Source organism: Streptomyces sp. NPDC037013 (assembly GCF_055607265.1).
Map to the genome: position 1 here is coordinate 847569 of NZ_JBVJRV010000004.1, position 22602 is coordinate 870170.

General features: G+C 71.5%; 22 protein-coding genes. 10 read left to right on the forward strand and 12 right to left on the reverse strand.

Annotation, left to right across the window (positions count from 1 at the left end; genetic code table 11):
* Window positions 1–183 precede the first annotated feature (183 nt).
* Both ACZ7DY_RS18375 and lpdA read right to left on the reverse strand, forming a co-directional pair.
* Complete coding sequence (locus tag ACZ7DY_RS18375; protein ID WP_471136405.1) at window positions 184–2352, reverse strand: MMPL family transporter; 2169 nt, start codon at window positions 2350–2352, stop codon at window positions 184–186.
* Between the two features lie 132 nt (window positions 2353–2484).
* Window positions 2485–3888 (reverse strand): dihydrolipoyl dehydrogenase, encoded by a 1404-nt coding sequence (gene lpdA / locus ACZ7DY_RS18380; protein ID WP_471136407.1) that lies wholly within the window; start codon window positions 3886–3888, stop codon window positions 2485–2487.
* A gap of 386 nt (window positions 3889–4274) precedes the next feature.
* Between lpdA and ACZ7DY_RS18385 the strand changes: the two genes are divergently transcribed.
* Entirely contained in the window at window positions 4275–5150 is an 876-nt protein-coding gene (locus ACZ7DY_RS18385; RefSeq protein ID WP_471136708.1) for a TauD/TfdA dioxygenase family protein, read from the forward strand.
* Between the two features lie 27 nt (window positions 5151–5177).
* Here ACZ7DY_RS18385 and ACZ7DY_RS18390 read toward each other — a convergent pair whose 3' ends face one another.
* Both ACZ7DY_RS18390 and ACZ7DY_RS18395 read right to left on the reverse strand, forming a co-directional pair.
* A complete protein-coding gene (locus tag ACZ7DY_RS18390; RefSeq protein ID WP_471136408.1) occupies window positions 5178–5684 on the reverse strand; it encodes a GNAT family N-acetyltransferase in 507 nt (168 codons plus the stop codon).
* A 124-nt stretch (window positions 5685–5808) separates the two neighbouring features.
* Window positions 5809–6549, reverse strand: coding sequence for an IclR family transcriptional regulator (locus ACZ7DY_RS18395; RefSeq protein ID WP_471136410.1), 741 nt, complete (start codon window positions 6547–6549; stop codon window positions 5809–5811).
* 108 nt (window positions 6550–6657) lie between these two features.
* Here ACZ7DY_RS18395 and ACZ7DY_RS18400 point away from each other — a divergent pair, with 108 nt between their 5' ends.
* From ACZ7DY_RS18400 to ACZ7DY_RS18410, 3 genes are all read left to right on the forward strand, one after another.
* Window positions 6658–7821, forward strand: a complete 1164-nt coding sequence (locus ACZ7DY_RS18400; RefSeq protein ID WP_471136412.1) for an acyl-CoA dehydrogenase family protein — start codon at window positions 6658–6660, stop codon at window positions 7819–7821.
* Window positions 7821–9029 (forward strand): CaiB/BaiF CoA transferase family protein, encoded by a 1209-nt coding sequence (locus ACZ7DY_RS18405; RefSeq protein WP_471136414.1) that lies wholly within the window; start codon window positions 7821–7823, stop codon window positions 9027–9029. Before ACZ7DY_RS18400 ends, ACZ7DY_RS18405 begins: the two co-directional genes overlap by 1 nt.
* Before the next feature lie 83 nt (window positions 9030–9112).
* Entirely contained in the window at window positions 9113–9562 is a 450-nt protein-coding gene (locus ACZ7DY_RS18410; protein ID WP_471136416.1) for a YunG family protein, read from the forward strand.
* Window positions 9563–9669: 107 nt separating this feature from the next.
* Here the strand turns inward: ACZ7DY_RS18410 and ACZ7DY_RS18415 are convergent, their stop codons facing one another.
* A complete protein-coding gene (locus tag ACZ7DY_RS18415; protein WP_471136418.1) occupies window positions 9670–10203 on the reverse strand; it encodes a DUF6790 family protein in 534 nt (177 codons plus the stop codon).
* A gap of 57 nt (window positions 10204–10260) precedes the next feature.
* Here ACZ7DY_RS18415 and ACZ7DY_RS18420 point away from each other — a divergent pair, with 57 nt between their 5' ends.
* On the forward strand, window positions 10261–10695 hold the full coding sequence (locus tag ACZ7DY_RS18420; RefSeq protein ID WP_471136420.1) for a MarR family winged helix-turn-helix transcriptional regulator: 435 nt from the start codon (window positions 10261–10263) through the stop codon (window positions 10693–10695).
* A gap of 6 nt (window positions 10696–10701) precedes the next feature.
* Here the strand turns inward: ACZ7DY_RS18420 and ACZ7DY_RS18425 are convergent, their stop codons facing one another.
* Window positions 10702–11082, reverse strand: coding sequence for a winged helix-turn-helix transcriptional regulator (locus ACZ7DY_RS18425; RefSeq protein ID WP_471136422.1), 381 nt, complete (start codon window positions 11080–11082; stop codon window positions 10702–10704).
* Window positions 11083–11172: 90 nt separating this feature from the next.
* Here ACZ7DY_RS18425 and ACZ7DY_RS18430 point away from each other — a divergent pair, with 90 nt between their 5' ends.
* Window positions 11173–12102, forward strand: coding sequence for an NADP-dependent oxidoreductase (locus tag ACZ7DY_RS18430; protein WP_471136424.1), 930 nt, complete (start codon window positions 11173–11175; stop codon window positions 12100–12102).
* Window positions 12103–12202: 100 nt separating this feature from the next.
* Window positions 12203–13276, forward strand: coding sequence for a protein kinase family protein (locus ACZ7DY_RS18435; RefSeq protein ID WP_471136426.1), 1074 nt, complete (start codon window positions 12203–12205; stop codon window positions 13274–13276).
* A gap of 33 nt (window positions 13277–13309) precedes the next feature.
* Here ACZ7DY_RS18435 and ACZ7DY_RS18440 read toward each other — a convergent pair whose 3' ends face one another.
* The 4 genes from ACZ7DY_RS18440 to ACZ7DY_RS18455 form a co-directional block, all read right to left on the reverse strand.
* On the reverse strand, window positions 13310–14056 hold the full coding sequence (locus tag ACZ7DY_RS18440) for a phosphotransferase family protein (protein WP_471136428.1): 747 nt from the start codon (window positions 14054–14056) through the stop codon (window positions 13310–13312).
* A gap of 175 nt (window positions 14057–14231) precedes the next feature.
* Window positions 14232–14672: a subtilase-type protease inhibitor gene (locus tag ACZ7DY_RS18445; RefSeq protein WP_471136430.1), complete on the reverse strand. Its 441-nt coding sequence runs from the start codon at window positions 14670–14672 to the stop codon at window positions 14232–14234.
* 274 nt (window positions 14673–14946) lie between these two features.
* Window positions 14947–16047 carry a pyridoxal-phosphate dependent enzyme gene (locus tag ACZ7DY_RS18450; RefSeq protein WP_471136710.1) on the reverse strand — a complete coding sequence of 367 codons (1101 nt, stop codon included), beginning with the start codon at window positions 16045–16047 and terminating at the stop codon, window positions 14947–14949.
* A 115-nt stretch (window positions 16048–16162) separates the two neighbouring features.
* Window positions 16163–16606, reverse strand: a complete 444-nt coding sequence (locus tag ACZ7DY_RS18455) for a DUF3093 family protein (RefSeq protein WP_471136432.1) — start codon at window positions 16604–16606, stop codon at window positions 16163–16165.
* Window positions 16607–16792: 186 nt separating this feature from the next.
* Here ACZ7DY_RS18455 and ACZ7DY_RS18460 point away from each other — a divergent pair, with 186 nt between their 5' ends.
* The gene (locus tag ACZ7DY_RS18460; protein WP_471136434.1) at window positions 16793–19606 is read left to right on the forward strand and encodes an alpha/beta hydrolase; all 2814 of its coding nucleotides are present in this window, start codon (window positions 16793–16795) and stop codon (window positions 19604–19606) included.
* A gap of 67 nt (window positions 19607–19673) precedes the next feature.
* Here the strand turns inward: ACZ7DY_RS18460 and ACZ7DY_RS18465 are convergent, their stop codons facing one another.
* On the reverse strand, window positions 19674–20582 hold the full coding sequence (locus ACZ7DY_RS18465; protein WP_471136435.1) for a S41 family peptidase: 909 nt from the start codon (window positions 20580–20582) through the stop codon (window positions 19674–19676).
* A gap of 58 nt (window positions 20583–20640) precedes the next feature.
* Between ACZ7DY_RS18465 and ACZ7DY_RS18470 the strand changes: the two genes are divergently transcribed.
* The gene (locus ACZ7DY_RS18470; protein ID WP_471136437.1) at window positions 20641–21195 is read left to right on the forward strand and encodes an ArsR/SmtB family transcription factor; all 555 of its coding nucleotides are present in this window, start codon (window positions 20641–20643) and stop codon (window positions 21193–21195) included.
* Window positions 21196–21276: 81 nt separating this feature from the next.
* Window positions 21277–21771, forward strand: coding sequence for a GNAT family N-acetyltransferase (locus ACZ7DY_RS18475; RefSeq protein ID WP_471136439.1), 495 nt, complete (start codon window positions 21277–21279; stop codon window positions 21769–21771).
* Here the strand turns inward: ACZ7DY_RS18475 and ACZ7DY_RS18480 are convergent.
* Complete coding sequence (locus ACZ7DY_RS18480) at window positions 21679–22545, reverse strand: slipin family protein (RefSeq protein ID WP_471136441.1); 867 nt, start codon at window positions 22543–22545, stop codon at window positions 21679–21681. The two genes, ACZ7DY_RS18475 and ACZ7DY_RS18480, sit on opposite strands and share 93 nt — an antisense overlap.
* Window positions 22546–22602 lie beyond the last annotated feature (57 nt).

The window sequence follows — 22602 nt, forward strand, 5'->3', positions numbered from 1 at the left end:
ACTTGACTTTTCGCTTCGTTTCCTAGGCCGCGGACTTTTGGTGGCTTTATTGATTTCACTTGCATTCTCGTTCGAGGTGTGAGCAATGGGCCACGGCAAGGCGCCATCTCGTGCTCACACTTTTCACGGAAAGGCAAGTCGAAGTAATGCGCGGGAGAGCGGAGCGGGGTGGTGCGGCGGCGCTCACCGGCCGCGCGTCACGCCTCCCGGGCGCACCTCGTCCGGGGTCGTGGCGCCGGCCCCGGGGGAGCCGTCGCGCCTCTCGTCGCCGTGCCCGGGCCACCAGGCCGCGTGACCGATGAGGGCCGTGAGCGCCGGAGTGAAGACCATCGCCATGACGAAGGCCGCGATGACGATGCCGAAGGAGAGCGAGAAACCCATCTGCGAGAGCGTCGAGTTGCCGGCGAGCATCAGCGTCGCGAACGTGCCCGCGAGGATCACGCCAGCGGAACCGATCGTCGGCCCCGAGTGGCGCACCGCCGTGCCCGCCGCGTCATGCGGACCCCGGCCCTCCCGGGCCTCCTCGCGCAGCCGCGACACCATGAGGATGTTGTAGTCCGTGCCGAGCGCGACCACGAACAAGTACATGATCACCGGCAGCATGAACATCAGTCCTGGCTGGCTGCCGATCTGCTGGAAGATCAGCGAGGTCGCGCCGAGGGTCGCGCCGAAGCCGAGCGCCACGGAGAGCATCAGGTACCAGGGCGCCACCAGGCTGCGCAGCAGCAGGCCGAGGATGACCATGATGGCCAGCGCCGCCACCGGGAAGACCACCGAGTAGTCGCGGTCCACCGCCCTGTTGATGTCGACGTACACCGCCGTCGTGCCGCCGACGAGCGCCTCGGTCCCGGCCGGTGCGCCCTCGTGGGCGGCGGGCCGCAGCCGGTCCTTCAGGGTCGAGAGCGCCGTGTCGGAGGCGGGCGGGTCCGCGAGGACCACGGAGTACGAGGCGGTCGTGCGGTCAGGGTTCAGACGTGGGGCGGCCACCTCGCCGACGCCCCGCACATCGGAGAGTTGCGTACGGAAAGCGGCGGCCGTGGCGGTCGGGAGGGGCCGGTCGTTCGTGGAGGTGAGATAGACGGAGGTCGGGTCGGTGGTGCCGGCGGGGAAGCCCTTCTGGAGGTCGTCCAGGGCGACCATCGACTCCTTGTCCTTGGGCAGGGAGGAGCCGGCCAGGTCGAAGTTGGCGCGGTAGCCGAGTGCGCCGAGCGTGAGCGCGCCCATGACGAGCGCGGAGACCAGTGCCCAGGCGGCGGGCCTGCGGGCGATGGACGTGCCCAGCTTGGCGAACCCCGTGCCGTGCGGCTCCTGTTGCCAGGACTTAGAAGGCCAGAACACCGTCGTGCCGAGGAGCGACACCACGGCGGGGACCAGGGTGAGACCGGCGAGCAGCGTCAGGAAGACGGCGATGGCCAGCGCCGGGCCCATCGACCGCAGCATGCCGAGCGAGGAGAGGGTGAGGGCGGCAAAGGCGACGATGACGGCGCCCGCCGCCGACGCGATGGCCTCACCGACCCGTTCGACGGCGTGCACCATGCCGCTCTTGGGGTCCTCGCCCGCACGCAGCGCCTCCCGGTAGCGGAAGAGCAGGAACAGGATGTAGTCCGTGCCGACGCCGAACAGGACGACGGTCAGGAGCTCCTGGATGGAGGAGTCCGCCTTCAGGTCGAAGGCCTTGTTGGCGGAGGCGATCAGACCGGTCGCCATCGGCGAGACCAGGCCGATGAGGACCACCGGCAGCAGCGCGATGATGGGGCTGCGGAAGATGACGAGCAGCAGTACGACGATGATGACGATCGTGCCGACACCGACGAGCAGGCCCGCCCGCTCGGACGCGTCGCTCTCGTCGAGTGCCTGGGCCGCCGAGCCGGTGATGCCTGCCGACAGGCCGGTGCCCTTCAACTCCGGCCCGAGGACGGCCCGCAGGGCTTTCACCGCGTCCTGCTGGGCGGTGTCCTCGGGATCGGTGATCTTCGGCATCGCCACGGCGGAGGTCTGCACCAGCCTGTTGGGCGAGACCTCGCTCGGCACGATGTCCCGCACCTCGGGGATCTTCCTGGCCCGCAGCTCCTCGGAGACGCGTTTCACGCCGGCGGAGTCGGCCGCCGTCAGCTTCCCGCCGTCGGAGCGCTGGAAGACGATGATCGCGCCGATGTTCCGCTGCCGGGGGAAGTCCCGTTCCTGCACGTCGGCGGCGCGAATGGACTCGTAGTGGCCGGGCAGGAAACTCGCCTCGTCGCTGCTGGAGGTGAGCTTCGGCGCCAGCGAGATCACCGCGCCGGCCGCGACCACCCACACGAGGATGATCCACCAGGGGCGGCGCACCACGAATCGGCCCAGGCCAGAGAACATCGGCTACTGCCTCTCCTCGCCCCCGAGGCACATCAGTCGTGTTCAGCCCAGGATCGGCCGGAGCGGGCCGCCCCGCCACCCGAACCACCGATTTCCGGTCGTTCGCGTGGCGGCGGGGCGCCCGGCGGCGGATCAGAAGTTGATCATGTGCCCGGCCAGGCCGTGCACCGCTTCCTTGACGGCCTCGCCGAGGGTCGGGTGCGCGTGGACGTTGCGCGCCACCTCGTGGACGGTGAGGTCCCACTGCTGGGCCAGGGTGAGCTCGGGCAGCAGCTCCGTCACGTCCGGGCCGATCAGGTGGGCGCCGATGATCTCGCCGTACTTCGCGTCGCTGATGACCTTCACGAAGCCGACGGTGTCGCCGAGGCCGTGCGCCTTGCCGTTCGCCTGGAACGGGAACTTCGCGACCTTGACGTCGAAGCCCTTCTCCTTGGCCTGCGCCTCCGTCCAGCCGAAGCTGGCGATCTGCGGCTGCGAGTAGGTGGCGCGCGGGATCATCGGGTAGTCGAGTTCCATCGTCTCGGCGTCCGCGAGCGTCTCCGCCGCCACGACGCCCATGGCCTCGGCGGTGTGCGCCAGCATCAGCTTCGCGGTGACGTCACCGATGGCGTAGATGTGCGGGACGTTCGTACGGCAGCGGCCGTCGACGTCGATCGCGCCGCGCTCGGTGAGCGCCACGCCCGTCGCCTCCAGCCCGAAACCGGTGACGTTCGGCGCGAAACCGATGGCCTGAAGGACCTTGTCCGCCTCCAGGACCTGCTCCTTGCCGTCCTTGCCCGTGACCGTCACCCGGACCTGCTCGCCGGACTCGTCGATCGACTCGACGCGCGTCGAGGTCATGACGTCGATGCCGAGCCTGCGGTACTGCTTCGCCAGCTCCTTGGAGACGTCGGCGTCCTCCAGCGGCGCCATCCGGTCCAGGAACTCGACGATCGTGACCTTCACGCCGTAGTTGTGCAGGACGTACGCGAACTCGATGCCGATCGCGCCCGCGCCCGCGATCACGATGGAGCGCGGCAGCGTGTCGGCGAGGATCTGCTCCTCGTACGTCACCACGCGCTCGCTGCGGCTCGTGCCGGGCAGCAGGCGGGGCGTGGCGCCGGTGGCGATGATGCAGTTCTCGAAGCCGATCGTGGCGGTCGTGCCGTCGGACTTCGCCACCTGCAGCGTGTTGGCGTCCAGGAAGGTGCCGCGGCCGTCGAACTCCGTGATGCCGTTCTTCTTCATCAGGAAGTGGACGCCCTTGACGCGGCCGTCCGCGACGGTGCGGCTGCGGCTGAACGCCTCGCCGTAGTCGAAGGACACCTGCCCGTCGACCTTGATGCCGTACGTCTTCTGCTCGTGCGTGAACAGGTGCGCCAGCTCGGCGTTGCGCAGCAGCGCCTTCGTCGGGATGCAGCCGACGTTGAGGCAGACACCGCCCCAGTACTTCTCCTCGACGACTGCCACCCGCTTGCCCAACTGGGCGGCGCGGATGGCGGCGACGTAGCCGCCGGGTCCTGCTCCGAGCACGACGACGTCGAAGCGGTCTTCCATGGGGAGGTCCTCTCTGGGTGGTACGGGTCAGGTGGTACGGATGGCTCTCAGCCACGATCATCCGGCATGCGGGCGCCCGCATGCGCGGGGGGTGGGACACGCCACAGTCCGTAGCGGGACGGCCGTGCCGCCGGGCGGGGCCGGGCTGTTGACCAGGGGCGGCCGGAGCACCACAATGACGACCATGATCCAGCACCTGACCGCCGCCGCACGGACGTTCAACGTCCCGTGGCGCCGCGGGTGCGAGCGATCGGGCCGCTAGCCGTACGGAGTCTTCTCCGCCCGGCCACCCGCCCGAACCCGCACCCGAAGGATCACACCCCATGACTGCCGCACCGCGGACACCCCTGCCCACCCTGCGCGACGCCCGCGTCCCCGCCGACGGCATGTACGAGGGCCGCCGCACCCTGCGCCGCCTGCCCGACACCTGGCAGGAGCGGCCCTACGAACTCTTCGACGTCGTGCCGCAGGGACGCGTCATCGGCGCCGAGATCCGCGGCGTCGACCTCGCCGAGCCCCTGACGCCCGCCCTGCGCGAGGAGCTGAACCGCGCCCTGCTGGAGTGGAAGGTCCTCTTCTTCCGCGGCGCCCGCATCACCTCCGAGCAGCAGCGCGCCTTCGCCCGCAACTGGGGCGAGCTGGAGACCAATCCGCTGCTCGCGCGCGGCTCCGCCGATGACATCGTCCGGTTCGACAAGGGCGGCAGCGCCACCCCCACGTACGAGAACGTCTGGCACGCGGACGTCACCTTCCGCGAACGGCCCGCCCTGGGCGCGGTGTTGCAGCTGCACGAGGTGCCGCCGTTCGGCGGGGACACGATGTGGGCGGACATGGCGGCCGCCTACGACAACCTCGCCGACACCGTGAAGGCCCGCATCGACGGCGCGCACGCCGTGCACGACTTCATCCCGGGTTTCGCCCGCTTCTACGGAGCCGAGAAGCTCGCCCCGCTCCAGGACCTCTTCCCGCCGGTCACCCACCCCGTGGTGCGCACGCACCCGGAGACCGGGCGGCGGATGCTCTTCGTCAACACCTCCTTCACCACGCACATCGTCGGCATGGACCGCGAGGAGAGCGACCGGCTCCTCGGCCACCTCGTGCGCCAGGCCCACGTGCCGGAGTACCAGGTGCGCTTCCGCTGGCAGGCCGGTGACGTCGCCTTCTGGGACAACCGCGCCACCCAGCACTACGCCGTCGACGACTACGCCCCGCACCGCAGGGTCGCCGAGCGCGTCGCCATCGCGGGAGACCGCCCGTACTGAGCCCCGGGCGACCCTCCGTACCGAGGATCAGTCCCGCAGCGTCAGTGTCCAGCGGGTCTCGCCGTCCTTGACCTGGTCGGTGGCGGTGAGGCCCGCCGCCCGCGCGACCGCGGCCGACGCCCCGTGGCCGGGATGGATGTGCGCGACGACCTCGCGCACGCCGCGGAGCGCCAGCACCTCCACCAGCCCGTGCGCCGCCTCCGACGCGTACCCGTGCCCCTGCCAGGGCGTGCCGATCACCCAGGCGATCTCCGCGGACGCTTCGGCGGTGACGGTGGCCTGGACCGTCCCGACCAGCGGCGGCGGGTCCTGCTCGTGGAGCCGCACCACCCAGTTGCACCAGGAGACGTCCGGCTCGGGTGACCCGGCGAGCATCCGCCGGTAACGGGCGCGCAGGGCTTCGACGTCGTCGGGGGCGCCGCCGATGAACGTGTGCAGCGCCGGGTCACCCAGCACGGCGGCCATCTCATCGGCGTGCTCGACCCGCAAGGGCACGAGATCCAGCCGCTCGGTGCGGATTTCCGACGGGATCACGGGCGTCTTCTCCTCCGGGGCGCGATCGGACCGCGTACGAGATCACGGCCGCCCGCACGCTACCAATACCGCGCCCACGGCCCCACCCGTTTCCCGAGCGGCAGGTGCCCCGAGGCGCGCCGCCCTACCGGTTCCCGGCGCCGAGCCGGGACGCGACCGCACGCGCCGCGTCCACCAATGCGGCCGCGATGTCCGGGAGCAGTTCCGCCGTACGGGAGGTGGGGCCGGCCACCGCTATCACCCCGCGGACCCGCCCGCCGACCAGGACCGGCCGCGCGGCCGCGGTCACATCGGGGAGCGTCTCGCCGCGGTTGAACGCCACACCCGTGGCGCGCACTTCGGCCAGTTCCGCGAGCGCCGCGCGGCACCCCGCGGGATCATCCAGCAGGCGCTCGAGGTAGGCGGCGCGCCACTTGCGGGGGCGGTGGGCGAGGAGCACCTTGCCGGCGCTCGGCGGATACAGCGGGCGGCGGGTGCGCAGCGGAGCCGAGTAGCGGATCAGCTGACGGGACTCGGCGGAGGCCGCGTACACCAGCGAATCACCTACCGCCGTCCCGAGCATCGCGGTCTCCCCGAAGCGGTCCCGCAGCCCTTCGAGTGTGGGCAGCGCCGCACCCGCGAGGTCCTGCGCGGGCCGCGACAGGAGACTGCCGAGGGCGGGGCCGAGCCGGTACACGCCCTGCTCCTCGACCAGATAACCGGTTGAGACGAGCCCCTTCACCAGGCCGAACACCGACGACTTGGGGGCGTCGAGCACGTCGGTGAGCTCCTGCATCCGGGCGCCGCCACGCCGCGAGACGCACTCCAGGATGCCCGTCACACGGCTGACGGTCCGGTGCTCCCCGGGTGCGGCCCTCTCGCTCACGGTCCGGTTCCCCTTCCGTCCAGTGGCTCTTGACCGGCCGATCACACCGCTCTTAGCCTCACGTATATCCGACTCGGCGATCGTATATACGAACTGAGGCTGTGATCCATGGACTTCGCGCCCATCGAGGAGCAGGAGGCCATCCGCCGCGCCGCCGCCGGGCTCGCCGCCCGCTTCCCCGACACGTACTGGGCCGATCACGACGAACGGGCGGCGTTCCCCGAGGAGTTCTACGACGCCTTCGCCGACGGCGGCTGGCTCGGCATCGCCATCCCCGAGGAGTACGGGGGCGGCGGACTCGGCATCCAGGAGGCCGCCCTGCTCCTCCAGGAGATCGCCGCCTCCGGAGCCGGCATGAACGGCTGCAGCGCCCTGCACCTCACCATTTTCGGGCTCAACACCCTCGTCAAGCACGGCAGTCCGCAGCTGTGCGAGGAAATCCTGCCGCGCGCCGCCGACGGCAGCCTGCACGTCTGCTTCGGCGTCACCGAACCGGACGCCGGCACCGACACCACCCGCATCTCCACCGTGGCCCGCCGCGACGGCGACGACTACGTCATCAGCGGCCGCAAGGTGTGGATCACCAAGGCGGACCGGTCCCAGAAGATGGTCCTCATCGCCCGCACGGCACCGCGCGCGCCGGAGCGCCCCACCGACGGCATGACGCTGTTCGTCGTCGACATCACGACCGACGCCGTGCGGCTGCGCGCCATCCCGAAGATGGGACGCAACGCCGTCGCCTCGTACGAAGTCCTCATCGACGAACTGCGCGTGCCCTCGACCTGCCGGGTGGGGGAGGAGGGCGAGGGCTTCCGCCATCTGCTCGACGGCCTCAACCCGGAGCGGATCCTGCTCGCCCACGAAGCCCTCGGCATCGGCAGGGCCGCGCTGCGCCGCGCCGTCGACCACGCGCGCACGCGCGTCGTCTTCGACCGCCCCATCGGACAGAACCAGGGCATCGCCTTTCCGCTCGCCGAGGCCGCCACCCGGCTCGACGCCGCCGAACTCATGGCCCGCAACGCCGCCTGGCGCTACGACCGCGGACTGCCCTGCGGCAAGGAGGCCAACATGGCCAAGTGGCTCTGCGCCGACGCCGGTTACCAGGCGGCCGACCGGGCCGTGCAGACGCTCGGCGGAATGGGGTACGCCAGGGAGTTCCATGTCGAGCGGTACTTCAGGGAGTCACGGCTGCTGCGCCTGGCCCCGATCAGCCAGGAGATGATCCTCTCCTACGTCTCCGGCCATGTGCTGGGTCTGCCGAGGTCCCACTGATGACGCATCCACCCGCCGCACCCACCGGAGCCCTCGCCGGGATCAAGGTGCTCGACCTGTCCCGCGTCCTCGCCGGACCCTACTGCGCGCAGCTGCTCGCCGACCACGGGGCCGACGTCATCAAGGTCGAGCCGCCGGCCGGCGACGAGACGCGCGGCTGGGGCCCGCCCTTCGTCGCGCCGGACACCTCGGCGTACTACCAGAACCTCAACCGCGGCAAGAAGAACATCGTCGTCGACCTCTCCGTGCCCGAGGGGCGCGACATCCTCGACACCCTCCTCGGCTCCACCGACGTCCTCGTGGAGAACTTCAAGGCCGGCACCCTCGCCAAGTGGGGTTACGGCGACGACGAGTTGCGGCGCCGCTTCCCCGCCCTCGTCCACTGCCGCGTCACCGGCTTCGGCACCGACGGCCCGCTCGGCGGACAGCCCGGCTACGACGCCGTGCTGCAGGCATACGGCGGCCTGATGAGCGTGAACGGCGAGGCGGACGGCGCGCCCCTGCGCGTGGGCGTGCCGGTCGTCGACCAGGTCACCGGCATCCTCGCCTTCTCCGGCATCCTGCTGGCCCTGCACGAAAGGCACCGTTCGGGGCTCGGCCAACTCGTCGACTGCACCCTCCTGGACACCGCGATCAGCCTGCTCCACCCGCACTCGGCGTCCTGGCTCGCCGACGGCTCCGTACCGCGGCGCTCCGGCTCGGCGCACCCCAGCATCGCCCCGTACGACTCGTTCCCCGCCGCCGACGGGCCGCTCTTCGTCGCGGTCGGCAACGACCGGCAGTTCGGCGCCCTCACCGACGTCCTCGAAATCCCCGGGCTCGCCGCGGACCCGCGCTTTCGCACGAACCAGGACCGCGTACGTCACCGACAGGAGCTGCGCACCGCTCTGGAGAAGGCCGTCGCCGCACGCCCGCGGGCCGAACTCACCGCCCTGCTCACGGCCAGAGGCGTCCCGGCCTCGCCCGTGCACGACGTGGCCGAGGCGCTGACCTCGCCCCAGGTGCGTCACCGGGGCCTCGTCGTAGAGGAGGGCGACTACCGCGGAGTGGCCTCACCCGTCTCCCTGTCCCGCACACCGGCGCGGGTGCGGCCCGAGGTGCGGGGCGCGGGCGCGGACACCCGCGAGGTGCTCGGGGCCGGCGGGCTCGACGATGAGGCGATCGACGGGGCGGCCGGGCGCGGGACGGTGCGGTGCGCTGGGCGGTGAACCCGGCGCGGGCGGCGCTGGTGTCTGCTGCCGTGAGGTGGGACGACGGCTGATTGTCAGTGGCGGGTGCGAGGGTGATCGGCATGACACCCTTGCGACTGACCGACATCGAGGCCGCACTCAGGGCCAGTTGGGGCGCGGACACGGCCGACCCCGCCTCCGGCGAGACCTGGTCCCCGGCCAACCCGGCGCGGGACCAGTGCGGCGTGACCGCCCTCGTCCTGAACGACCTGCTGGGCGGCGAGCTGGTACTCGGCGAGGTGTTCGTCGACGGCGAGCGCATCGGCTACCACTGGTGGAACCGTCTGACTTCGGGGATGGAGATCGACCTCACCCGCGACCAGTTCCTGCCGGGCGAGACCGTCACGGACGGCGCCGCCGTGGTCCGCCCCCCGGAGATCCGCCGTTGCCGCGAGGAGTACGCCCTTCTTCGCGCCCGCGTGAAGAGCAGACTCGCCGAGCGAGAGGCCGAGCGTGCGCGTGAGCGCGGGCGGGTGTCGGAGAGGGCGGTGGTGACGGGGGAGGGGCGGTAAGGAGCGGCGGCAGGGGAGCAGGTGGCTGCCGCCGTCGTCCGCTTGGGTGGCAGAGCCGGCGCTTCGCCTCGTCGCGGGCTCCGCTGCCGGGCGGGTGGGCCGCCATGTCAGACGGCCGGGCGGACCGTGCGGCCGCGGTCCGCGCGTGAGCCGGCGCGGTGGATGTCCCGGGCGGCCAGGGCGATCATGACGGCCGGGATGAGGACGTCGTTGGCCAGGATGCCACCGGTGTTTCCGGCGGCGTGGTCGCCGTTGGCGAACCACTGGTAGACGTGGCCGACCGCGGCTCCCCACAGGAACGCGGCGGCCGCGAGCCCGCTCGTGAGGCGCTCGCGGGGTGACGCGGACGCGCCGCGGAAGCCCAGCACGGCGAGGCCGAGGTTGGCGAAGGCGATCTCGAACTGGAACGGCGAGGTGGCGAATCCGATGGTGTCGGCCATGCCCTTCGGGGCCGCCAGGAACGAGATCGTGATCCACAGGCTTCCGACGCCGAGGGCGCCGAACGCCCACCAGCGCTGCCAGATCTCCGAGGCCGGTCGGCCCGCGCCGCGGCGACGGCAGCTCAGCAGCGCCCCGAGGGCCGGAACCAGCATGAAGAGGAGGGGGAAGGTGGTCTGCACGGCGTAAGGGAGGGTGTCCATGAAACCGAGTGTTGCATGGTTAATATTAACGTTGCAAGTGTCCGGTATGATGGACGCATGGACGAAGGACTGGCAGAGCTCCTGTACCGCGTGGTCATGCTGATGGGCGAGGCGGCCCGGCGCCGCTCCGACCCGGGCCGGCGCCTCTCCCACAGCCAACTGCGGCTGCTCGGCACCCTCGAGGAGATCCAACCCGCCACCCAGCACCAGCTCGCCGAGGCCCTGACCCTGTCCGACCCCGCCGTCAGCCGCTCCCTGCGCCCACTGGAGGCCCAGGGGTACGTGACGATCAAGGTCGACCCCGCCCACCGGCGCCGGCGCCTGGTCAGCCTCACCCCGTTGGGCCAGGACACCTTCCTGGCCGAGGGCAAGCCCCTTGAGGAAGAGCTCCGCACCGCCCTCCTGGCGGCCGGCTTCCCCTACGACCGCTACCTCGCGGACACCCACAGGCTGGCCGAACTACTGACCCCCACGCAGAGCGGCCGGAGGTGAACCGCGTCAGTCGCCGGGGAGGCCGGGCTCGGGGCCGCCGTCGAGCGCGTCGAGCACCGCGTCGCCGTTCGCCCTCGCCCACTCGGTCAGCATGTGGATCGGCTCGATCAATGAGGCCCCGAGCGGAGTGAGTTCGTACCCGACCCGGAGCGGTACCCCGGTATGCGCGTGGCGGTGGACGAGTCCGTGCGCCTGGAGCCGCCGGAGCGTCTGGGTGAGCATCTTGCGGGAGATGCCACCGATCAGCGCGATCAACTCGCCATGGCGCATCGGGCCCTTGCTGAGTCCGTAGAGCACGACCACCGTCCACTTGTCGGCGATCAGCTCGACCGCCATGCGCGCCGGACAGTCGGCGAGGAAGGGATCACCGGGACCGAAACCGCTCATGGCGCCAAGGTATCCGTGCCACAGGCACCTGGTGGTTCCTGCCGGATTCCTAGCCTGGGACGGCTTCCCCATTCCCGAGGCAGGAGAGTCATGCGCGCCATCACCCAGCAGACTTGCGGCGGTCCCGAGGTGCTCACCCTCGTGGAGGTGCCCGAGCCCAGGCTCCTCCCGACGGAGGTCCTGGTCCGCGTCAAGGCGATAGGGCTGAATCCGCTGGAGGCGCGTCTGCGCGCCGGCGAGTTCCCGCTGATCGGCCGGCCGCCGTTCACCCTCGGCTGGGACATCAGCGGCGTGGTCGAAGGGGCGCCGCAGACCTGGCGGTTCGGACCCGGCGACGAGGTGTTCGGGATGCCGTTGTTCCCGCGGGCGGCACGTGCGTACGCCGAGGTGGTGGCGGCCCCCGCGTTGCATCTGGCACGAAAGCCGGCGTCCCTCTCGCACATCGAGGCGGCGGCGCTGCCGCTCGTCGGGCTGACGGCGTGGCAGGGCCTCGTCGACCTCGGCGGTGTGAGCGCCGGCGACCGCGTGCTGGTCCACGGTGGTGGCGGCGGAGTCGGCCACATCGCGATCCAGATCGCGAAAGCGCTGGGCGCACACGTGGTCGCCACGGCCGCCGGAAGCAAGCGGACGTTCGTGGAAGGACTCGGCGCCGACGAGGTGATCGACTACACGACGGTCGACTTCACCGAGGCCGTCCGCGACGTCGACCTCGTACTCGACACGATCGGGGGAGACACCGCGTGGAGGTCGCTCGAAGCGCTGCGCCCGGGCGGGCACTTGGTGACGGCGGTCGCCGAGGAGGATGTGGAGCTCATCGCCGAGTATGAGGCGGCGGGCATGCGGTTCAGCGGCATCGCGGTCGACCCCGATCCGGTCGGCCTGCGGGCTCTCGTCGAACTCGTCGAACAGGACAGGCTCCGAGTCCACGTCCAGGAGACGTTCCCGTTCGAACGCGTCGCCGACGCACACCGTCTCCTCGACCGCGGCCACCTCCAGGGCAAGCTGGTCCTCACCATCTGACGACACGGACGTCGTCGCGTGCAGGTGAGGGGCGGCGTTTTGACGCCGCGTCATTCGAGGGCGGTGCAGAATCGAGGTCCGCGTCCTCCGGGAGGTCACCGTGAACGGCCCTGACATGTCGTACGGCGCACGGCTGGCCGCCTATGGCGCGGTCTCCACGTCCCTCGCCCTCCGCAGCGACCGCGCCGTGGGCGAACTCGTGGACAGTGCTGTGCCGCTCGGTTCCGGTGTCGGCGGGACGTCCGCCCTGACCGAGGTCGCCGGCATCCCGGTCTTCGTGAAGCGGGTGCCCCTCACCGACCTGGAAAGGGAACCCGGGCACGTCCGGTCGACAGCGAACCTGTTCGAGCTTCCCCTCTTCTGCCACTACGGCACCGGCATGATCGGCGGGCCGGGCTTCGGGGCCTGGCGGGAGCTCGCCGTGCACACCATCACGACGAACTGGGTGCTCGCGGCGGAACATGAGGGCTTCCCGCTGCTGTACCACTGGCGGATCGTGCCGGGCTCGGTGCCGCCGACCGGGGAACTGGCCGACCTGGACCGGGCCGTCGCCTACTGGGGCGGCGGAGCGCGGGTGCGCGACCGGTTCGAGGCCCTTCAGCACTCCTCGGCCAGCATCGCACTGTTCTCGGAGTACATCCCGCAGACCCTGCACCAGTGGCTGGGCGCCACCATCGAGGCGGGGGGCCATGACGTAGGTCCCGCGTGCGTGAGGGTGGAGGACCAGCTTGCGGCCGGCATGTCATTCATCAACAGCCGAGGACTCCTGCACTTCGACGCCCACTTCGAGAACATCCTGACCGACGGCCGGCGCCTCTACTTCGCGGACTACGGCCTCGCGATCTCCTCCGGCTTCGAGATGACGCGGGACGAAGCCGACTTCTTCGCCCGGCACCGGTCCTACGACCGCTGCTACACCGCCACCTACTTGGTGGAATGGCTGGTCACCGAGTTGTACGGACTCCCGAGGGAGGACCAGGAAGGTCGGCACGCTCTAGTGCGGTCCTACGCGGAAGGCAAGCGTCCCGAAGACATGCCGGAGGAGGTTGCCGCGCTCCTTGCCCGCCACGCGCCGATCGCCACCGTCATGTCCGGGTTCAACCGCACGTTCCAGCACCGGAGCAGGCAGACCCCGTATCCCCTGGAGGCGTTCCGCCGCCTCGGCGGAGCGTGACCGAGCAACGGGTCGGAGCGGCGGCGCGCCGCCTCACATGCGGGCTCTCAGTACGTCGACCTCACAGCCCGGCGCGAACGGGTCGAAGCCGTGCTCGATCAGCCAGCGGACCGCCAGCAGGCTTCGCAGTGACCACCACGCGTGGATCACGTCGAGGTCGACGTCGGTGCCGTAGCCGGAGATGACGTCGGCGAGGTGCTCCTCGTGGCCGAGCGTGAAGGTGGCGAGGTCGTACAGGGCGTCGCCCTGGCCCGCCTCGGACCAGTCGATGATGCCCGTGACCTCGTCGCCTTCGACGAAGACGTGCGCGATCTGCAGGTCGCCGTGGGTGAATGCCGGAGTCCAGGGCCGGAGTGCGGCCTGCGCGACCCGGCGGTTGCGGGTGACCAGGTCCGCGGGCAGGACGCCGTTCGTCACGAGCCACGCGCACTCGTCGTCCAGTTCCGCCGTCAGCGTGGCGGTGCTGCGCCCGGCACGGCCCGGCCGGGGTGGCAGCGGCGCTTCGTGCAGCGTCCGGAGGGCGGCGCCCGCCGCGGCCCATGCCGTCGGCGACCCGGTCGACGGTCCGCCGAGGCGTCCGAGCGTCGTACCGGGGACCGCGGCGATCGCGAGCACGGGCGGCTTGTGCCACAGGATCTCCGGCGTCGGCACCGGCGCGAGGGACATCACCTCGACCTCGGCGTCGACGCGCGCCTGATCGGCGTCCACCTTCAGGAACACGTCGCCCACGCGCAGGGTCGCGCGCTCGGAGTGGGCGACGACGACTTCGACCTCATCCATGGGCGCCCAGTATCCCGGGGATGATCGCCGATGTCGCCGGATTTCCCGCCTGCGGGACCGGGCACACTACGGCCCCCGGTGTCGCCCGACACCGGGGGCCGCCCCGCATCCCGGCCTCCTTCCCCCACGAAAGGCTGCCGGGACTCCCCTGAGTGTGGTTTCAGGGTGTGATCCCTCAGAAGGTCAGTGCGGCACCCTCCCCGAGACCAGCCTTCATCTCACACCGGTTGGCGAAGGTTTCGGACCAGCTGACGTGTCGGCCGTTCCAGACGCCGGCGACGGTCACGGTGACCGGTCGCCACTCCTTCGTACAGATGGCGTCGGAGGCGGAGCCGACCAGTGCGGCGAACTGGCCGTCGACCATGTGGAGTTCGGCGCACGCGGCCGCCGGAGCGGGGTGGCTGCCGGCCGGGCGCGGCGCGCAGGTGAGTGTCACGGCGCGCTCCACTGTCGCGGAGCTGGCGTCCTCGCCCTGACCGACCGTGAACACCAGGGCGCTCGGCGCGTAGAGGCTCTTCGTCTGGACGGCCTCGGCGTGTGCGGTGCCTGCTGTCGCGGCGAGGACGCAGGTTGCCGCGGCAGCGGCACTTCCCACGGCCTTGAGGGTGCGACGCATGGTGGACTCTCCTTTGATCGATGCCGGTTGGTGACTGCGGTGAGGAGTCTTGCCGGTGCGGAGAGTGAATGCCATGCGGATGGTCGATTTCCGGATGTGCCGTTTCGGTGAGCGGTACTCGTACGATCGTTCGGGCAGCTCAGGGGTGGTGAGGATGACTCCGCTTCACCTGTCCAGCATATGGACTATTGGCATTGGTATAACCGAGAACAACCCCATGACCTGCGGGAACGCAAAATTGGTTCGCACTTCGACCATCTGCAACGACCGGAAATCATCGCTGAATGAGTCGTTTCGGCACGGACGCGACTGTATGGACCTCTCTCAGGGCCGCGCGCCGCTCGGCGCTTCCGCGGCCGGTGAGCGCGGCCCGCACGCCGGCGAGTGACGCCGCGCCGCACGGACCCGCCGAGACCCCCAGCTCGGACAGGTCGCGCGCGGCCGACAGGCCGGCGGAGTCCGTGACGGCCACCGCCGCGTCCAGGCCCTCACGCAGCACCGGCCATGCGAGGGCGGACGGCGTACCGCAGTTGAGTCCGGCCAGGACCGTGACGCCAGTCGGCACGCTCGTGAGTCGTCCCGCACGAAGGCTCTCCAGTACGCACGCGGCTCCTACGGGCTCGACCGAGAGCAGGGCGGGCGGCGGCGGGTTGCCGGGGGCCGGGGCTGTCGTCCGCCTGCTGCGGTAGTGCGTCACGGCGGCCTGGGTGAGCGACCCCACGCCCACCGGGACGGCCACGAGTGACGGCGATCGCACGCCCAGGGCGCCCAGTTGGGCGTCGATCTCGGTGAACAGCGTCGAGTACCCCTCGACGATCAGCGCCGGAATCTCCTCGTACCCCTCCCAGGCCATGTCCTGGACCAGTACCGCGTCGGGCCCGGTGGCCGCGGCCCTCGCCGCTCCCACGGCCGCGTCGTACGATCCGGCCACGGTGGTGACCCGGGCGCCTTCGCGCCCAATGGCGGCCACCGCCTCGGGGTGTACGCCGTCGGGGACGAAGACGTGGGAACGCAGGCCGAGCCGCCGGGCCGAACGGGCCACCGCCCGGCCGTGGTTGCCGTCGGTGGCGGTGACAAGCAGCGGGTTCCGGCCGTCGGAGGGCCGTGGCGCGTCGGCCCCCCGGCGGGCCAGGATCCGGTCGATCGCCCAGGACGCGCCGAGCGCCTTGAAGGCGGGCAGGCCGAGCCGCGCCGACTCGTCCTTGACGAAGACCCTGGCCATCGCGAACTCCCGTGCCAGGGCCGGTAGTTCACGCAGGGCGGTGGGCGCGTATCCGGTCAGGGCGGCGTGAAAGTCCCGTGCGTGCGGCGGGGGTGGCGCGCACCTCCAGGCGCGTGCGGCGGGCCGCGCGAACCAGGGGAGGGGAGGGGGAATCCGGCCACGGCGTCGGTCTCTTGATCCATCACGGCACCAGCGTGCGGCCGCACCCGGCCCCGGTCCAGTGGCCTCCACCGATCGCCCCCGGTCGCCCGGGCGTCAGCTGTGCGCGTCAGCCCCGGGAGAACGCCAGCACGGCCGCCAGATTCATGGGCTGCCGTGTCGACACATAGACATACGGCGCTCCGCCCCAGGAGTTCCGCAGCTCGATGCGGAGCGCGGTCGGGACGTAGGACCTCAGGAGCAGGAGCGCGTACGGATTGGCCCTGACCGTGCGCCACTCGAAGGCTTCCCGCTCGTCGAGGATCTCCGTCGTGCCGAGCGCCTCGATGGGGATGGCCCGCTTGCCGATGACGAGCGAGCCCGGCGTCACCAGGATCCGCACATTGCCGTGCGCGTGCACCAGCGCGGCGGACACCGCGACTGCCACCACGGCCACCGTCACCGCCGCGAACGCGCCGAAGGGGACCGCCCCCAGACCCAGTCCGGCACCACCCAGCGCAACCAGTCCCCACCAGGAGCGGGGCACGCTCAGCCGCTCTTCGTAGATGTGCATGACGGCATCCTGGCAGGCAGGCGCCTCTCCGCGGACAGGGGGTCACCGTGCGGCGCGCCCCATCTGCGCCGCCCCCCACGCCTCTTGCGGCCCGCCCGCGCCGGCAGGCAACGCATCACCACGTATTTCCGTCATCGAAGGAGTGAGCGGGGCACGTGAGTTCGTTCGCGTGCCCTGATGTGAGTGATGACGAGGAGGACCACGTTGAGAGGTGTCGCTCGAGTGGCGACCGCGGCGTTGACGGTGCTCGCGCTGGCGGCGGTCTCGCCGGGCGCGGCCCACGCCGGGCCGTCCGCCGACCCCCCGCAGGCCGCGCCGCCACCCGCGCCCGCGTCGGCCGGAAGTGACGGCAAGGGGCTTCCGGAAGGCTGGCGGCTCTCCGGTGAGGGTGACGGGAAGCAGCTCGTGTGGGCGTCGCCCGACCCCGTGCCCATGGGCGACGCGCGCGTCGAGTTCTATGCCGGCGACAAGCTGCTCGGGCATCCCGTGGCCGCGCAGGACCGACGCTCCTTCCGGCTGCCGCTGCACGGCGCGCGCATCGGCCCCGCCAAGCAGCTGAAGGTGCTGGCCTCCGGCCGTCGCCTCGACGAGGCCGGAGCCGGTGCGCAGCGCCGCGACGTGCGGCCCGTACCCCCCGGGCGGACCGCGACGACCCCGCCCGCCAACGAGGTCGACCCGGGTGTCCCTGGCCGCTACCGCACGGTCACCGGCGAGTACGCGCTCAAGTCGGTTCGGCTGCCCGGCTTTCCGGCCCCCGTCGAGATGCGGGCCAATGTCGTCGGCCCGGTCGGCGCGCCGGGGAAGCGACCGATGGCCCTCTTCCTGCACGGCCGCCACTACACCTGCTACGGCGGTGGCGAGGAGGGTATGGGGTGGCCCTGCAAGGCCGGCATGAAACCGGTGCCGAGCCACGCGGGCTACCTGCGCGCCCAGAAACTCCTGGCCTCTCAGGGGTACGTGACGGTGTCCATCGCCGCCAACGGCATCAACGGCCAGGACGACGTCGCCGAGGACGGCGGCGCCCAGGCCCGCTCGTCGCTGGTGCGGCTGCACCTCGCCCGCTGGGCGGACTGGGCCGAGAAGCGGTCCACCGCGCCCGCCGCGGTGCGCGCCGTCGCGCCGGCGGACCTCTCCCGCGTGCTCCTCGTCGGACACTCCCGGGGCGGCGAGGGCGTCAACCGCGCCGCGCTGGACAGCCTTTACGAGCCGCCCGCCGACCAGGACGGCTACCACGGGCCGGTGCGCTGGAAGATACGGGGCAACGTACTGATAGGCCCCACCGTCTTCGGCCAGAACCCGGCCCCCGACGTCCCCTCCACGACGATCCTGCCCGGCTGCGACGGAGACGTCTCCGACCTGCAGGGCGAGATCTACGTCGACGGGACGCGCGGCGTCAGCCGCGGAGCCGCCCTGCACAGCGCCGTGTACATGGTCGGCGCCAACCACAACTTCTTCAACAGCGAGTGGACCCCGGGTCAGTCGAAGGCGCCCTCCGAGGACGACTTCTCCAGCGGCGACTCCCCGGACCCGGTCTGCTCGAAGGGCGCCGGGACCCGGCTGACCGCGACGCAGCAGCAGAAGGCCGGCGCCACCTACATAGCCGCGGCGGCCCGGCTGTTCGTCGCGGGCGACGACCGGGTGCGCCCCCTTCTCGACGGCTCGGAGCGCCGTGCCCCCTCGGCCGGCCGCGCGCGGGTGCTCACCCACGCCGTGGGCGCCCACCGCACGGAGGCCCTGGTGCCGGGCGCCTCGACGACGGTCAAGGGCGGCCGGCTCTGCGCCCAGGTGCCCGCCGACCCGGCCGACGCCTGCCTGTCGCCCCGGACGGCCGGTGCCTCACCGCACTTCGCCCCCTGGGAGGTGGCACCGGAGCCGGGCCGTGACGCGGTGGCCATGCGCTGGTCGCGGGCGGGCGCGCCGGTGCGCGTGAGTCCCGCGCGTCCGGTCTCCCTGGTGGGTGCGAAGGACGTGGCGCTCCGGCTGATCGTGCCGCCCAACACCACCGGGACACGCCTGGACGTCACCCTCGTCGACGCCTCCGGCGGCCGGGTCAAGCTCGGCCGGGTCCGGGTCGACGGACTGCCGGGCAGCGACCGGACGGCCTCCTACTGGGGCCGTGAGGTCCGGGTGCCGATCACGGCGGCGGCCCGCGCGAAGCTCGACCTCAAGCAGGTCAAGACCCTGGAACTCACCCCGCGCACCGCTTCGGGCAAGGCGTGGCTGATGGACGCCTGGGGCTGGCGCCCGGGCACCCCCGCGGTCGAGGCCGCCGCCCTGCCCCGCGTGGACATCGGCCGGCTGACCGTCAAGGAAGGCGACTCCGGGTCGCGCACCTACCGCATGCCGGTCACCGTCTCGGGCAAGGGCGGCGGCCAGGTCCGGCTGTTCGTGCCCGACCCCGTTACGGGTGAGGTACGGAACCGTGAGGTGACGGTGCACCCCGGTGACCGTGTCGACCTGCCGGTAGAGGTGCGGGGCAACACCCGCTACGGCTACGACGTCGCGCACGACGCGCTCGTCAAGGCGGTGCGCGGCGCTGTGGTCGGCTCCCACCACGGCGGGGTGACGGCGCGGAACGACGACCCGATGCCGAAGGTCACGCTCGAACCCGTCGCCGACCGGGTCACCGAGGGCAAGCCGCTGACATGGCGTCTGACGCTCTCCGAGGCCGTCGACGCGGACGTGACGGCGACCTTCACCTTCCAGCGCGTCCGCGGTGGCCGGGAGCTGTCCACGCTCGACGTGGCGCCGCGCTGGCTGGAGGAGGAGTTCGGCGAGAAGCCCCGACCGGAGCGAGCCCTGTCCCGGATGGCGGCGGGCGAGGGACTCTACGTCACCGTGCCCGCGGGCAAGAAGAGCGTCGAGGTGCGGGTGCCCACCGTCAAGGACCGGGTGCGCGAGCCTGACGAGTCACTGAAGGCTCAGCTCCACGTCTACGACGAGCGGTGGGAGCCGCAGCCGGGCCCGGTGGTGACCGGGACGGTACGCGACGCCTCGTAACCTGAGGAGCGGTCAACTCGGCTGATACGCGGCCGAGTTGACCGCTTCGCGACCCGTGGGCGGTGGCTCAGCCGGTGAGACGGGCCAGTGCCAGGGCGTGTGCCCGCTCCCGTGCGTCCCCCGCGACGCACGGGACGTCAGGGCGCACGCCCGTGCCTTCCCAGTTGGTCCCCGACACGGGATTGACGGCCCGGCCCACCGGGATCGTCGCCTCCAGGTGCGGATGCACCGTCCAGCCCTCGCGCGGGTGGGCCCCGCCCGCCGTCGCCTCGCCGACGATGACGGCTCGCCCCAACTGCTGAAGGTCATAGGCGAGTTCCTCCGCCGCCGAGAAGGTGCGGTGGCTGGTCAGCACGTACAGCGGCTTGCTGCCACCGAACCGCGCGCCCGGCACGTGCGGCGGGCTCCAGGACTGTTCGAGACGCTCGCCTTGGCGCCAGTACATGGTGTTGATGTGGGTGCGCTCGTCCAGCAGATGGCCGCAGACGAAGGCGACCGTGTCGGGGTCACCGCCCGTGTTGGCGCGCAGATCGAGGATGAGGGCATCGGCCGGCGCGGCCAGGTTCAGGGCGGCGCCAAGGGGCTCGGCCGCCCAGTCCAGAGGGAACAGGGTGGGGGCCAGCTCCAGCAGGGCGATTCCGCCCGTCAGGAGCTCCACTCTCGGCGCGCCGCCCAGCGAGGAGTCGAATTCCTCGCGCATCGTCGCCAGGGTGGCGGCCCCCTGCTCGGCGGGGACGGGCTCCACGTAGTGCTTGAGCCGCAGATGGAGGTCGCCGTTGCGGGACTGGAGGTCTGCCGTGACCAGACGGGCCAGTTCGGCGGGGTCCCCGACGTCGTACGCGCCCTCGGCGAGGCGTCCGCGCAGCAGGGCGGCGACCGGTTCGGCGATGTCGGGGAACACGTAGTGATCCAGGACGAGTTGGGCCGTTGACTCGATGATGGGAGCGGCGTCGAGCCGCTCCGTGGTGGTGGTCATGGCACCGGAGTAGACCAGCGCTCTTCCCAAAGCGTCAAGAAGATTGGACACTTGACGCATGTCCGAGCACTCCCAGCCCTCCCAGCAGTCTCCGCCGCAGCCGCTCGTCGAGATCGAGTCGCCCGAGCAGCACGCCGCGCTGGCCCACCCCCTGCGCCAGCGCCTGCTCTTCTCGCTGGGCCACCGGCCCGCCACCATCAGCCAGTTGGCGGCGCGACTGGAGACGGCCAAGGGCAACGTGGCGCACCACCTGAAGGTCCTGCGCGCCGCCGGACTGGTCCATGTCGCCGAGACCCGCAAGGTCAGGGGCGGCACCGAGCAGTACTACCAGCGGGTGGGCCGGCGCATGGCCGTCGCCGAGCCGCAGGCCGAGGGGACGGCCGCGATGCTCGGCGCCGTGGCCCAGGAACTTGCGAGGTCCCCCCGGACCGCCCTGTCCCTCCGCCACGTGCGCCTCAGCCCCGAGAAGGCGCGAGAGCTCGCGGAGACGCTCGCCCGACTGGTCGACGAGACCGAGGAGGACGCGAGCGGCGAGGGTGGCGGGGACGGTGAGGGCGAACAGCCGGTGCACGGCGTGCTGGTGGCGCTGTATGAGTACGTGGGTGCCCCGTAGGGCGGCCGACGCACTGCCCGGCGCTGTCCCGCGCCGCCGCCTTCCGGCGGACAGCGAGCGCGGGTTCCGTAAGGTTCTCGCATGTCCGCACCGATGACCCGTGAACTCCAGCTCCTGCGCCCGGACCACGCGCCCGCGCTGCTCGCCTTCGAGGAGACGAACCGCGCCTACTTCGCCGCGTCGGTGCCCGACCGAGGTGACGCCTACTTCCGTGACTTCGACGAGCGGCACCGGTCGCTCCTGGCCGAACAGGCGGAAGGCGACTGCTTCTTCCACGTGCTGGTCGGCGACGGCGGCGAGATACTCGGGCGGGTCAACCTCGTCGACGTCGCGGACGGCAGGGCCGACCTCGGCTACCGGATGGCGCGGACGGCGACGGGACAGGGGCTGGCCACGTGGGCGGTCCGGCAGGTCTGCGACCTCGCCGTCACGGCGTACGGACTGACCGGACTGCGCGCCGCGACGACGCTCGACAACCCGGGCTCACAGGCCGTGCTCCGCCGCACCGGCTTCGTGCCGGTCGGGGACGTCAGCCTCTACGGGGCCCCGGGCACCCGTTACGCCCTGACGTTCTGACGCGGCGCCCTGGCGCTCCGTCGCCCGTTCCAGGAAGCGGAGCAGTTCGACGGGGAAGGGCAGGACGAGGGTGGAGTTCTTCTCGGCGGCGACGGCCACCACGGTCTGGAGGAGGCGCAGTTGGAGTGCGGCCGGTTCCTCGGACATCTCGTGGGCGGCCTCGGCGAGTTTCTTGGAGGCCTGGAGTTCGGCGTCGGCGTTGATGACGCGGGCGCGGCGTTCGCGGTCGGCCTCGGCCTGGCGGGCCATGGAGCGTTTCATCGTCTCGGGCAGCGAGACGTCCTTGATCTCGACGCGGTCGATCTGCACGCCCCAGCCGACGGCCGGTGAGTCGATCATCAGTTCCAGGCCCTGGTTGAGTCTTTCGCGGTTGGACAGCAGGTCGTCCAGGTCGCTCTTGCCGATGATCGAGCGCAGTGAGGTCTGCGCCATCTGCGAGACCGCGAAGCGGTAGTCCTCGACCTCCACGACGGCGTGGGCGGGGTCGACCACCTTGAAGTAGATGACGGCGTCCACCCGGACGGTGACGTTGTCGCGCGTGATGCCGTCCTGCGCGGGCACCGGCAAGGTGACGATCTGCATGTTGACCTTGCGGAGCCGGTCGACGCCCGGCACGACCATGGTGAGGCCGGGGCCGCGCACGGCGCCGGAGAGCCGGCCGAGCCGGAACACCACCCCGCGCTCGTACTGCTTGATCACGCGGGCCGCCGCCATCGCGTACACCGCGCAGCCGGCGGCGACGCCGGCGCCCACGGTGAGCAGTTCCTGAACCATGGCGCGACCCCCTGAGGTCCGAGCCGTTCACCGCTTCAACGATATGCCCACATATGT